Origin of the sequence: Paenibacillus sp. Lou8.1, from assembly GCF_024213565.1 — a bacterium.
GTDB classification, from domain to species: Bacteria; Bacillota; Bacilli; order Paenibacillales; family Paenibacillaceae; genus Paenibacillus; species Paenibacillus polymyxa_B.
Genome location: NZ_JANAVN010000024.1, coordinates 24,481 through 36,677, shown reverse-complemented (window position 1 = coordinate 36,677; position 12,197 = coordinate 24,481). Strand labels below are relative to the sequence as shown.

14 protein-coding genes are annotated in these 12,197 nt (G+C 45.3%); 6 read left to right on the top strand and 8 right to left on the bottom strand.

What is annotated here, in order from left to right; genetic code table 11:
• Nucleotides 1-22 precede the first annotated feature (22 nt).
• On the bottom strand, nucleotides 23-1,315 hold the full coding sequence (locus NLX78_RS25335; protein WP_250267139.1) for an MFS transporter: 1,293 nt from the start codon (nucleotides 1,313-1,315) through the stop codon (nucleotides 23-25).
• Between the two features lie 269 nt (nucleotides 1,316-1,584).
• On the bottom strand, nucleotides 1,585-2,412 hold the full coding sequence (gene speE / locus NLX78_RS25330) for a polyamine aminopropyltransferase (RefSeq protein WP_053324352.1): 828 nt from the start codon (nucleotides 2,410-2,412) through the stop codon (nucleotides 1,585-1,587).
• A gap of 282 nt (nucleotides 2,413-2,694) precedes the next feature.
• On the opposite strand from speE, the gene NLX78_RS25325 reads away from it, so the two are divergent.
• Nucleotides 2,695-4,752, top strand: coding sequence for a transglycosylase domain-containing protein (locus tag NLX78_RS25325; RefSeq protein ID WP_254351853.1), 2,058 nt, complete (start codon nucleotides 2,695-2,697; stop codon nucleotides 4,750-4,752).
• A 146-nt stretch (nucleotides 4,753-4,898) separates the two neighbouring features.
• On the opposite strand, the gene NLX78_RS25320 is transcribed toward NLX78_RS25325, so the two are convergent.
• Both NLX78_RS25320 and NLX78_RS25315 read right to left on the bottom strand, forming a co-directional pair.
• Nucleotides 4,899-5,363 (bottom strand): hypothetical protein, encoded by a 465-nt coding sequence (locus NLX78_RS25320; protein WP_061831806.1) that lies wholly within the window; start codon nucleotides 5,361-5,363, stop codon nucleotides 4,899-4,901.
• A gap of 135 nt (nucleotides 5,364-5,498) precedes the next feature.
• Nucleotides 5,499-6,548: a hypothetical protein gene (locus NLX78_RS25315; RefSeq protein ID WP_254351842.1), complete on the bottom strand. Its 1,050-nt coding sequence runs from the start codon at nucleotides 6,546-6,548 to the stop codon at nucleotides 5,499-5,501.
• Between the two features lie 119 nt (nucleotides 6,549-6,667).
• On the opposite strand from NLX78_RS25315, the gene NLX78_RS25310 reads away from it, so the two are divergent.
• The 3 genes from NLX78_RS25310 (at nucleotide 6,668) to NLX78_RS26825 (ending at nucleotide 8,119) form a co-directional block, all read left to right on the top strand.
• Complete coding sequence (locus tag NLX78_RS25310; protein WP_013308197.1) at nucleotides 6,668-7,060, top strand: VOC family protein; 393 nt, start codon at nucleotides 6,668-6,670, stop codon at nucleotides 7,058-7,060.
• A gap of 118 nt (nucleotides 7,061-7,178) precedes the next feature.
• Nucleotides 7,179-7,991, top strand: a complete 813-nt coding sequence (locus NLX78_RS25305; RefSeq protein ID WP_069290788.1) for a pentapeptide repeat-containing protein — start codon at nucleotides 7,179-7,181, stop codon at nucleotides 7,989-7,991.
• A gap of 47 nt (nucleotides 7,992-8,038) precedes the next feature.
• Complete coding sequence (locus NLX78_RS26825) at nucleotides 8,039-8,119, top strand: putative holin-like toxin (RefSeq protein ID WP_367988787.1); 81 nt, start codon at nucleotides 8,039-8,041, stop codon at nucleotides 8,117-8,119.
• A gap of 270 nt (nucleotides 8,120-8,389) precedes the next feature.
• Here the strand turns inward: NLX78_RS26825 and NLX78_RS25300 are convergent, their stop codons facing one another.
• A complete protein-coding gene (locus NLX78_RS25300; RefSeq protein WP_416145809.1) occupies nucleotides 8,390-8,746 on the bottom strand; it encodes a YunG family protein in 357 nt (118 codons plus the stop codon).
• Nucleotides 8,747-8,800: 54 nt separating this feature from the next.
• On the bottom strand, nucleotides 8,801-9,346 hold the full coding sequence (locus NLX78_RS25295; RefSeq protein ID WP_254351841.1) for a histidine phosphatase family protein: 546 nt from the start codon (nucleotides 9,344-9,346) through the stop codon (nucleotides 8,801-8,803).
• A 141-nt stretch (nucleotides 9,347-9,487) separates the two neighbouring features.
• Between NLX78_RS25295 and NLX78_RS25290 the strand changes: the two genes are divergently transcribed.
• Complete coding sequence (locus NLX78_RS25290) at nucleotides 9,488-10,237, top strand: MBL fold metallo-hydrolase (RefSeq protein WP_254351840.1); 750 nt, start codon at nucleotides 9,488-9,490, stop codon at nucleotides 10,235-10,237.
• 99 nt (nucleotides 10,238-10,336) lie between these two features.
• Here the strand turns inward: NLX78_RS25290 and NLX78_RS25285 are convergent, their stop codons facing one another.
• Nucleotides 10,337-10,843: a PTS sugar transporter subunit IIA gene (locus NLX78_RS25285; protein WP_250259946.1), complete on the bottom strand. Its 507-nt coding sequence runs from the start codon at nucleotides 10,841-10,843 to the stop codon at nucleotides 10,337-10,339.
• 304 nt (nucleotides 10,844-11,147) lie between these two features.
• Between NLX78_RS25285 and NLX78_RS25280 the strand changes: the two genes are divergently transcribed.
• Nucleotides 11,148-11,507: a winged helix-turn-helix transcriptional regulator gene (locus NLX78_RS25280; protein ID WP_103050231.1), complete on the top strand. Its 360-nt coding sequence runs from the start codon at nucleotides 11,148-11,150 to the stop codon at nucleotides 11,505-11,507.
• Nucleotides 11,508-11,516: 9 nt separating this feature from the next.
• On the opposite strand, the gene NLX78_RS25275 is transcribed toward NLX78_RS25280, so the two are convergent.
• Nucleotides 11,517-12,068, bottom strand: a complete 552-nt coding sequence (locus tag NLX78_RS25275; RefSeq protein WP_254351839.1) for an NAD(P)H-dependent oxidoreductase — start codon at nucleotides 12,066-12,068, stop codon at nucleotides 11,517-11,519.
• Between the last annotated feature and the right edge of the window lie 129 nt (nucleotides 12,069-12,197).

The following is a 12,197-nucleotide window of genomic DNA, read 5'->3' as shown; positions in this document are numbered from 1 at the left end:
GTGACACAGGAAGAAACAAAGCTCAGATGCCTGCCCCCGTAGCGGTTGGATGGTCCATTTGCTCACTTTCCTGAAAATCCCTGCGGTACAACCAGCCGATCAAGATAGCAATGGTCGTCATAATCGCAGCCAACAAATACACCTGCACCATACCGAAACGGTCTGCATACCAGCCCATAAATAACAAGGACAGACCGAAAGCGAGATTTGTAATCACATCAATTCCCGCCATCACTTTGGGTAGCTGAGCTGCCGGTGCACTGGTTTGCAGCAAAGTGCGGCGAATAATCCCTGCCATTTGAACAGGTAAGCCTGATACAGCAAAAAGAATAAGTGCAGCAACGGGGATTGTATTCAGCGCAAATACAATTGTAATCAGTACATACACCAGCAACGCTCCGAGCATGTATAAAAAGCTGTTCTTTTGCAAGCGCTTGACCAAACCAACGACAATCAATCCACCCAAAATTGTGCCCGAGAAAAAGGACGCATTCATAAAGCCCCACCAGCTCGCATCCCGATGCAGCACTTGGCTGACGTACGCCAAAATAAATACGCCGAGCCAGGAGACTCCCCCAATACTATCCACACTATCGACGATCATCAGAGAACGAATACGACGGTTGTGCCAAATGATTTTCCAGCCTTCCCCAAGCTCTTTCCAATGGGAGCCTTTTTCCTTTCCCTTTGCAGGTTCTACTAGATTTGTTGAGGAATCCGAAGCTTCAAGACTTAATTCCTTCTGATCCAGCGGATCACGGATGAAGGACGTGACAGTTACAGCAACAAGATAACAACAGGATGCGATCACAAGCGTATTCAGGGAACCCAGCCAAGCCACAATAATTCCGCTCAACGCCCAGCCTGCACACTTGACCACCTGATCACTGACCGCTACCATGCCGTTGGCCCGCATTAGTCCTTCACCCGTAGCCAAACGGGGTACAAGCGCATTACGCGCGGGATTTGTCCAGCCATCCAGAAAAGACATACCAAACACCATCACAAAAATAAATAGAAACGACCTCTGCTCAGGTACGATCCACAAATAAAGCAGCAGCAGCGTAAAAATGACAAACTGCCCAAACTGGGAAAATAGCAACACGCGCGTTAGCTGAAATCGGCCAAGGACGATCGGTGCAACGAGCCCACTAAGTACTTGGGCAGACAATCGGAACAACGGAATTAAAATAGTCGTCATTAAGGAATTACTTGAACTAAACACCAATACCACTACACTCAACATGTATATGATATCTGCTACGTTGGAGATTGTCTGAGACCCCCACAGGTAATAAAAAGAGCGTCTGATCAAAAAAGTTTCCCCCTCTTTGGTACATCGCCGATTTATGTATTTCCATAACCAAACCGTCCCTGTTGACATTACAAATCTGTTAAATGTCTGGTTTTTTGTATATTCTACGCACACCCTTAAATTTCCTTCTTTTATCTTAAAAGGAAATCCAGTGTCCAGTATGCTTTTATAGCCTTTTTCAAATCTTATCCAACACAAAAAAGCGCCTATAGCGCTCTTTTCCACCCAAAAACAGGCAGCAAAGACCACTAAGGCGCTTTTTAAAATGTTTACTTCGTTAAATCTTCTACAAACTTAGGTAGTACAAACGCCGCTTTGTGTAGACGCGGACTGTAATATCGGGTGTCCATTTCTGGAATTCGGGTCTCGTCTACTTCGAGCGGATCATACTTCTTACTCCCCAACGTGAATGTCCAAAGACCACTCGGATAGGTCGGAATGTTCGCACCATACACACGCACAATCGGGAAAATTTCCTTCACATCTTTGTTGACCTTCTGAATCAGGTCTGCCTTGAACCACGGGTTATCCGTTTGAGCAACGAAAATGCCGTCTTCCTTCAACGCCTCAAAAATACCTTGGTAAAACCCGCGCTCGAACAGGGGGGCTGCCGGACCTACCGGCTCCGTCGAATCGACCATAATGACGTCGTATTCATTTTTGTGTTCAATAATGTGCATATATCCGTCATTGACTAGCACTTCTACATTAGGCTCGTCCAGCTTTCCTGCGATTTCAGGCAAATATTTTTTGGAATATTCAATCACCTTACCGTCGATCTCAACCAATACAGCCTTTTCCACTTCAGGGTGCTTGATGACCTCACGAATAACGCCGCCATCGCCACCGCCCACAACCAAAACTTTCTTCGGATTCGGATGTGTATTCAAGGCCGGATGTGCTACCATTTCGTGATACACAAATTCATCCTTAACCGTTGTCATCACCATGCCATCCAGAACAAGCATATTGCCGAATTCCTCTGTCTCGATCATAGCCAGATCCTGAAAATCTGTTTTCTCAGAGACGTAGGTTTGTTTGATTTTTGCTGTAATGCCGAAAGAGGGAGTCTGCTTCTCCGTAAACCACAAGTCCATCATTCCAACCTTCTTTCTGATCAAAGTATGTGTCCGGCAATCCGGTAGCATAAACGTTGACTTTCCTTATATCAGCAACACGCAAACGCCGAGTTTGCTATATTTATTGTACCAAACACATTGGAATTTCACACTTTTTGCATTATAAGTGATACCTGAATGGACTGCAAAAGCAATTTGAAGATTTAATCTTGTTTAAAATAGACACGTGTGTGTATCTGATGAATAGACGCTTTCGGATTGACTATACTGAGAACATCAACTATGGAAGGAGGTGGCATGATGACCGATACGACCGGGCGATCCCCCAAGCGTAAACCGCTTTGGCTTCGATGCTTTCAAGGACTGATGTCTCTCACTATTCTGACGGTCATCGCCGCCTGCATCCTGCTAGCCTATTTGTACACGACCAGCCTTCCGCTCGCGGATACGGATCGGAATTCACGACTACTCGATAGTCAGGGGCAAGTCATCGCCACTTTCTCTGCTGGAGGCAAGGAATCCATTCCGGTCCAGCTTGATCACATTTCACCCGATTTGATTGCAGCTACCCTGGCTGTGGAAGATCGGAAGTTTTACGATCATTTTGGCTTTGATTTCAAAGGTCTGGGCCGGGCGGTAATCGTTAATCTGACCCGCTGGGATATGTCGCAAGGGGCCAGCACGCTGACTCAGCAGCTTGCACGTAATCTGTACTTATCTCATGAGAAAACGTGGACGCGCAAAGCCAAGGAGGCCATTTATACCGCACAGCTTGAAATGAAGTACACCAAGAATGAGCTGCTGCAAATGTATTTGAATGAAATTTACTATGGTCACGGCGCCTATGGCATTGAAGCAGCTTCGCAAATGTATTTCGGTAAATCCGCAAAGGATCTGGATTTGGCCGAAAGTGCCCTGTTGGCGGGTATTCCGAAAGGACCGACCTACTATTCACCGTATAATCATATGAAAAATGCAAAGGATCGGCAGAAAATTGTACTGGACTCCATGGCGCTCACTGGCAAGATTACTCCGGCTGAAGCCACCAAGGCCTATGAGGAAATGCTGGCCCTGCGGCCCGAGAGCCAGCGCCGGACAGTGGAAACCGCTCCCTGGTTCCGCGATTACGTTCGCCAGCTGGCGACTCATCAACTTGGGATTAGCGAAGGGGTGCTTGAGCATGGCGGACTGAGTATTTATACCACGCTGGACATGCACATGCAGCAGGCAGCCGAGGCGGCTGTAAACGAAGGCATGAAGAACAGCAACGGACTGGAAACCGCGTTAATCTCCATGGACCCGCGCAACGGACATGTCAAGGCCATGGTCGGCGGAACGAACTATGTCGGGAATCAATATAATCATGCGCTGGCCACAACCCGGCAGCCGGGCTCAGCCTTCAAGCCGATTATGTATCTGAGCGCGCTGGATTCCGGCGAATTGACGAGTACGTCCAAGTTCGAAAGCCGACCGACGTTGTTCCACTACGATGACAACCGCAAGACCTATAAGCCCAAAAATTTTGGAGACAAATACTTGGGCGAAATAGATCTTCGGCGCGCAATTGCGGCGTCCGATAATATTTATGCCGTTAGCACCATTTTGAAGGTGGGAACGGACAAGGTCATGGACCTCGCCAGCAAAATGGGCATTACAAGCGAGCTTAAGCCCGTACCTTCGCTGGCGCTGGGCGTGTCGCCCGTCAGCCCGTTCGAGATGGCCTCGGCCTTCTCGGTCATCGGCAGCGGCGGGCAAAAGGTGGCTCCGGTGGCAGTGCTGCGCATCACCGATGCGGCCGGGCGGTCGCTGTACGAAGCGCCCCAAGCCGCGCCCGTGCAGGTGGTGAAGCCCGCCTCCGCCTATGTCCTTACACGCCTCATGGAAGGCGTGTTCGAAGAAGGCGGCACCGGCAACCGGGTCGCGAAGCTGATTAAGCGCCCGGTTGCCGGCAAGAGCGGCACGACCAACACCGATGCGTGGATGGTCGGCTTTACCCCCGAACTATCCACCGCTGTCTGGGTTGGCTATGACAAGGGCAAGGACATCAGCACACAGGATGCCCGACGGGCGGCTCCGATTTTTGCGCAATATACGGAGAAAGCGCTGGAGAATGTGCCGCCCAAAATCTTTCCTATCCCCGACGGCGTAGTCAGCGCTTATATTGATCCGGCCAGCGGCAAACTGGCTGCACCGGACAGCCCGGATAAGCGGCTGGAGGTATTCGTCAGCGGCACGGAGCCGAAGGAGACGCTGTCGGGGCAAGATAACCCACCGGCATCAACACCAACTGACCAAGCGGAGCGACAAGCCGAAAAGAAATCATGGTGGGGCAATTTTAAACGTTGGTGGATGGATTAATAGCAAAAAAAGACTGGGGGAACGCGATGAGCGCTCTCTCAGTCTTTTTATTTTCGCTTCACTTACCTCATGTACCCATTTACCTCTCTTGACAGTGCCATCAGCCATCATTCCGTTAAGCCCCGCTCTTCCCTAAAGCTGCGCTATTACCAATAACAGCTAAACGACTCAATACGGTTAGTGTCTACACCATAATAAAACCAAAAACGTCCACTCCACCGAAAACCCGCTACGGATGTCCTGCCTACAAAGACAGGGTACATCCAGAAACGCTCTCCGTTCGTCAGCCATACAAACGTGTTGCGGAACAAACAACCAAAGATGGCTCCAGGGTCAACCGCATACGCCGAAACCAGCGGCTTCGGTGGCGTAAATTGCGGTGGTGGGGAAGTTGGTGCTTGAGTTTGCTGCCCACCTTGCGGACCGAATGGCCCCTGCGGCGGTGGTGAGAACGGCTGTGGCGAAAATGGTCCTGGGCCTGGTGGCGGACCTATCGGAGATGGGAAGGAATCCTGCATATCAGGAAATTGTGGAATCGAAGGACTTGACGGCGTGAAAGGACCCGGAGTACCCGGTTGCGTTCCGAAAGGAACTTGTGGCAGTAAAGACATGTGTTTCACTCCTTGTGTTCTAGGCTGATGTATCCTATGCGGGACATCAGCCCGCGGACTGGGCGAATCCCCATATCGCCGCCAAACTCCGCCATTTCGTCCTTTTACATCAAAAATTCTTATTTCCTGATACGATTAACTCCCTTTCTGAACATGCTCCAGCTCAATTTCATGCACCATTTTAATCTCGATTCGTTTCCTTAGCTCATAATACCGTTCCAGTAGTCGGTGCTCAACCCCCAACTGTTCATTCATCCAGCCTATAATAGAGTCATCGTGATGTTCATTAGACCAGCTAAACAAATCGCTATATAGCTGACCAAATGATTCCTCATTGCTGCGAGCGAACCGGATCGGTCGGGCTGTATAGCTTAGCTTTAGTTCCAACATCTCATATAGCACGTCCAAACGGTATTCCAATGTCTGTACATCTTCTTTGGATGTATCGTAGCTTTTTATATCCTGAACAAGCTCCCTAAAGGTTAGTCCTACATGCTGCATAGCAAAATAAGACCACACACAACTGCCTGTAGCCGTTCCATGAGCCTCCCAAAACGGATTCCACAGGATAGATCGAATCGTATCCTTCTGCCCTTCTCCAAACAATGCGATTCCAGCAATAATTCCTGCATTACAGTCTACGGAAGCATGTTGCTCTCCCCAATGTACCAATCGCGGAATCATATCTTCATTCGTACATTTGAAGCTTAACAGAGGTAAGAATTCATTAAACAAATTCTGATCCAGCGCTTTTTCCAATTCAGCCGCCAGTTTCTCACGATACGGTTCGCATGGAAGATGTACCAGTCCCAAACAGGCATCCACAGACACAGCTCCATACGGTCCGTTCACCAAAGCGACGAGATCAGCAGCAGCCTCCACATAACCCAAATAACCTAGCGCATACAGCACACCGTCAGGTATATGTTCTGGGGATGCCTGATTTCGGACGTAACGCTCGTACATATCCTGCGCCAAAGTAACATCCCCGCATCTCATGATCGGCTGGAGGAGCAACCCCCGGATATAATGATGGGGATCTTCTACAAAAAGCCTATATAACTCCCACGCATCCTCCACTGTCCCATATTGGGCAACCACATCCGTATAGGCAGAAATGATGCTGGCATCCAGCTTCTTAGCTGAGCCGAACATATCCATAAGTCTTGTTGTCGCGTCCATCATCCTGTCTTTCTCCTTTCACGTGTGTACGTCTTCATGAAGCACTTCTCTAATGCTGAATATTTCTATTAAAAAAGAGGAAAGATGTTATCATCTACGATACAATCTAGGGAGTTGATCTCATGCATGATTCCAGTCCAAAAATCACAACATTTTTCATGTTCTCCGGTCAAGCAGAAGAAGCCATGCAATATTATACCTCTGTATTTAAGCCGTCTGGTATCATGAGCATTTTTCATCAGGAAGATGGGACCGTGTTACATGCCGTATTCAACCTCAAAGGGCAGACTTTTATGGCTATAGACTATAACCATCAGGACAAACACCCTTTTACCCCAGCTCTATCGCTATTCGTCACTTGTGATTCGGAAGAAGAAATCCATAGCGTGTTTGACCAGCTATCTCAGGAAGGCCGAGTTCTAATGCCCCTTGAAGCCTCTCCCGTAAGCCAACAATTTGGGTGGGTTGAAGATAAATACGGAGTCTCATGGCAATTGAACCTGGCAAAAGACTAAATTTCTTCTCTAAACGATCCAGCAGACTCTAGAAGTCTACGAAAAAACAATAGACCATGCTCCATCTTTTTTTGGTAATATTATATTTAATAGGTGCCAGTAAAAGGATGTGTGTTTATTGTATAGTGCAAATTGTGAACAATGTTTTGGTTTATGCTGTGTAGCCTTGCCTTATGCAAAATCAGCTGATTTTGCTTTTAATAAGGATGGAGGAACCCCTTGTCAAAACCTCAATGCGGATTATCGTTGTGATATTCATAAGAATCTAAGAAACAACGGCTTGCGAGGCTGTACGGTATATGATTGCTTTGGAGCAGGTCAAAAAGTTTCCCAAGTTACATACAAGGGAAAAAGCTGGCGAGACGATCCGGCAATAGCTGAGGAAATGTTCAATATATTTCCCATCATGCAACAGCTTCATGAAATGCTTTATTACCTCAATGAAGCCCTTAACTTAAAAGAAACTCAACCCATCTATACAGACTTACAAAAAGCTATGGCGAAAACCGAGCAGCTTACGGATCAAGATCCAAAATCCCTCATAAATCTTCATGTACCAACCCATAGGGCGTTAGTCAATGATTTACTTTTACAAACAAGTGAGTTAGTACGAGAAAAAGTTAAGAAAAACGTGGAGCACAATAAATATAGTAAAAAAATCAGGAGTAGAGACCTTATCGGGGCCAATTTGAGAGGCGCTAATCTTAGAGGTACCAACCTGAGAGGAGTTTTACTTATTGCTGCTGATCTGCGAGAGGCTGATCTGAGAATGACAGACTTGATCGGTACGGATTTTAGAGATGCTGATTTAAGTGGGGCTAATCTGGAAGGAAGTATCTTTCTTACACAGGCGCAATTAAATTCGGCTAAGGGCAATTGTAAAACCAAACTGCCCCCTTCTCTAAGCATTCCCGGTCATTGGCTGCATTAGAGTTTATTTTATAGTACTCTCCAAGAAAATACGTAATTAAGTAATTAATATCTCAAGACGCAATTTCCTTGATGATCATGTTCGGCATGTTCATTCTGGCATTGCCTACCTACATAAAAAAGAAATAGACCGCCCCGATCCAAGGTAACGGTCTATTGTTGGACCCTACTGCCGACTGCTCTTTAAGCAGTGGTTGTATACTGGAGTCGTGTTAGCGCACGACTCCTTTACTATTCTTACCTCAGTATAGCCCATTTTATAACGTAAATACAGCTTTTATCTTCAAGAATTTTACTGATTACTCAGCTCTTTAATGTATATTGGGCAACAAAAAGTACCTTCCATTGGATCAGGTTCAAAAATCACGTCTTTATGACTGCATCCAGATTTAAATCCCCTTATTCTTCTTCGTTTAGAAATTCCTTTAATCTCTGACTTAAGGCTGCATACTGCCCTGCATTGGTGTCCGAAAAAGCTTCCTCCCGGTTGGAGTATACATCCTGATACTGAGGAAGGCTTGAAAATTGCGACCTCGTAAAATCTATAATGTCCTCACCAATGCGGTTGTAATAGTGCCAGCCACTATCCAGCCATGTCCTCAAAATATCGCCGCCAAGCCTGTCCTGAACGACAAGCGCTGTGACACCACATTGTCCAGCCGCAGGATTATTTGCTGTCCATTTAGAACTAGACTCCAAAGACCAAGCTTGAAACAACGCCTTTTCTAATTCTAAAAAACAGTTTGCCTTCAACATGCGCCTCCCCTTTCGATTCCATTCTGCACTTATGGTGAACGTGCTTTATTTATTTCAACCCATATTCCACACTCTGTGAATCTTGGCTTCTGCTTCTTTCAGCTCTAGCAAATACACGTCGGGATTCGAAAGCTTTTTCCAGTCCTCAAACCCAAACTGCGGATCGTAATGTCGAATGAGAAGAGATAGTAAAGCTCCATGAGTTACAATGATAACCGTTTTTTCCGCCCGCTCTATAAGCTCCTGAACAAGCTGGATTCCTCGATCTACTGCTTCACGGGATGATTCCCCTCCCTCCAGCTTCAAGTCCTCGTCCAAATAGGTCTGTTCCAGCACGTCCAGCCAATGGTCCAAATGCTCATGGCTAAGTACCCGTTCTTGAAGACGTACATCAGTATACACCTGCAACTGTTTCCGTTCAGCCAAGGGCTGAATGGTTCGCACGGCCCGTTTCCACGGGCTGGACACAATATATTCCACACCTACGTTCTCCATAAAATCAACTAACTGCTCAGCTTGTCGGGTACCCTCATCGGTAAGTCGGGCATCTGGTTCCTGTCCTGTTGCTTGGGCATGTCTGACAAAATAAATTTTCTTCACGTCATCACTCCTAACTGTCACACAAATTTAAAATTCTATGTATTTACAAATAATTATTTTTGTGATATAATATAGTTTTACATATTTATTTTTCATGATACGATTCCTTTGTGTTACATCAACTCTTATGGGAGGGATTCGATGCAATTAGACAAGGGAATACACATGCTCCAGGTTTCTGCTAACATTATGGGAAGTATAGAGAGTATTCACCCCACTTTAATGTGGGACGAAGATAACATGATTTTAGTTGATACGGCTTACCCCGGGCAACTCTCACTTTTGCATGAGGCTATTCTAGGCACCGGATTAGCAATCCATAAACTTACCTTCATATTAATAACACACCAGGATCTTGATCATATCGGCAGTTTAGCAGATATAATCCGGGCTTCTTCATCCCCAGTTCAAGTATTAGCCAGTTCTATCGAAAAGCCCTATATACAGGGAGAACAACAGCTTATAAAGCTGACTCCAGAAGCAATAGATCAAGCTGTAAGCGCCATGCCCGAATCCGTTCCGGTAGAGTGGAGACACGCATTCCGGCGTACACTTGAAAATCCCCCAAAGGCTATTGTAAACTCCACCATCGTTGCCGGAGAGGAATTACCCTTCTGTGGGGGGATCGTAGTTATAGATACTGCTGGACATACACCAGGACACCTAAGTTTCTATCATAAATCCAGTCAAACCCTGATTGCAGGAGATGCTCTACGCGTGGTAAGTGGCAAATTATTGGCTCCAGACCCGCAATACTGCTGTGATTTCAATATGGCCAAAGAATCTCTTAAAAACCTGCTGCCCTATGATATTAAAAAAGTGATCTGCTTTCATGGAGGGCTGTACGGAGGCAATTGTAATCAGCGGATATCTGAAATATGTGAATCCTAGCTTTTGATCACATGGTCATACCCGATCCTTGACCAGTCAGTGAATCATCTAAAGAAAAGACTAACCAGGAATTCCTGGTTAGTCTTTTCTGAATGAGAACTAGGCCTTTAAGTGAACTCTTAATACGGGTACTTCTGAAGATGCGGATGTACCTTCCAAGATTTCCACATGACTGATCATCTCTTGCCCGTCTGGAACGATTACCGGAGTAATTACAGGCAAGCCACCCTGTTGAATCGCGTCTAGATCAAACTCCATCAGTAATTGCCCTGCTTTAATGTTATCTCCTGTTTGAACGTGAGGGTTAAACCCTTGTCCTTTGAGGGAAACTGTATTAATCCCGACATGTATCAAAATTTGTACACCGGATTCATGCTCAATGATCAGAGCATGCTTACTTTTCTCCATCACGTGAACGACCTTACCCGCGAAAGGAGCAGTCACTTTACCTTCAGTTGGATGAATAGCGATACCTTCCCCCATTGCCTTCGTGGAGAACGCAGGATCTGGAACCTCTTCAAGGGAAACCACTTTTCCTTTGATTGGTGCTACCATGTCGAATTGTTCAATACGAGGAGTCGCCTTCTTTTTCAACCATTTAAACATAACGATGCCACCTTATTTAGAGATTACATTCATAAACAGTGAATGGGACTTAACTACACATTTCAAGGAACCGGTTCCACAAAATAAATAAAAAGAAGAGTGGAAGCGATTTCTATCTGAATTATAGTGAATGCCTGTTCAGGATGTCAAGGCGCTCCTCTCCGTTTCTAAAATCACTCTATTTAAAGATACAGAAACATCTTATGACGAGCATACTTTACATCATTTCACCAAGATTGCATAATGATCAGTTGTAAAGTATGCACATTTATATTATATACTTACCTAAAGGAGAGTGTAACTTATGGGTGAAACCTGTGTTCCGTCTGGCGTGGTCCTAAAAGACACTGGCTTTGGATATACGTTGTCCTTAATAAGCGGTAAATATAAAATGATCATTATATATTGGCTTTCTGAAAATAAGGTTATGCGGCATAACGAGCTGAAACGAAGTATCGGCACCATTTCCTTCAAAACACTAAGCATTATGTTAAAAGAGCTAGAGGCAGATGGCCTTATCATACGCAAGGAATTTCCCCAGATACCTCCAAAAGTTGAATATTCATTATCTAAGCGTGGCCTTTCTCTCATTCCATTGTTAAATATGATGTGCGAGTGGGGAGAGGAAAATGGTTTGCCAGCTCTGGAGGACGGACAGCAATAGGCATTCCTATTACAGGCTGTCAATAAAACTCAAATAATCTCGTGCGCTTTTTTCCAATTCGCTTTCGGACAAACCTGGGGCATCTGCGCCAGGCTCATTTTCTGTACCATAAAAAGCAAAGAACGAACGATAATCTGCACTGCAATATAGGAAGGTTGTTTCAAAAGGGGATAGTAGATGCTCAAGTGTATAGCGATATCTTCCCTTTTCACTATAATCTTCTTTTTTAATTCCGGCAGATACAGCTAAAGCAACTTTGCGATTCTTTAATTTGTCTCCTCCATTTGAACCATAAGCCCAGCCATAAGCAAAAACATCGTCAAGCCATTTTTTAAGGAGAGGCGGACTACTAAACCAATAAACAGGGAACTGTAAAATAAGCTTACTATGCGATTCAATGAAGTGCTGCTCTTTTTCCACATCAATGTTCCCGTCAGGGTAAATCGTATGCAATTCATGTATAGTATACTTTTCTGGATATTTTTTGAGTTCTCCTACCCATTGCTTATTTATCACAGATGTTTCTATGCTTGGGTGTGTTACGATAACAAGAGTTTTCAAAGACTTATCCTCCTTGAGTATTATTTATTTTCTGAGTATAAAGCGCGCACTACAAATATGTAAGTATGCACTTTTAGTACAACTACTTACTAAAAGGTTAGTGTCAAATCAGAAAAATATTCTTTCTAT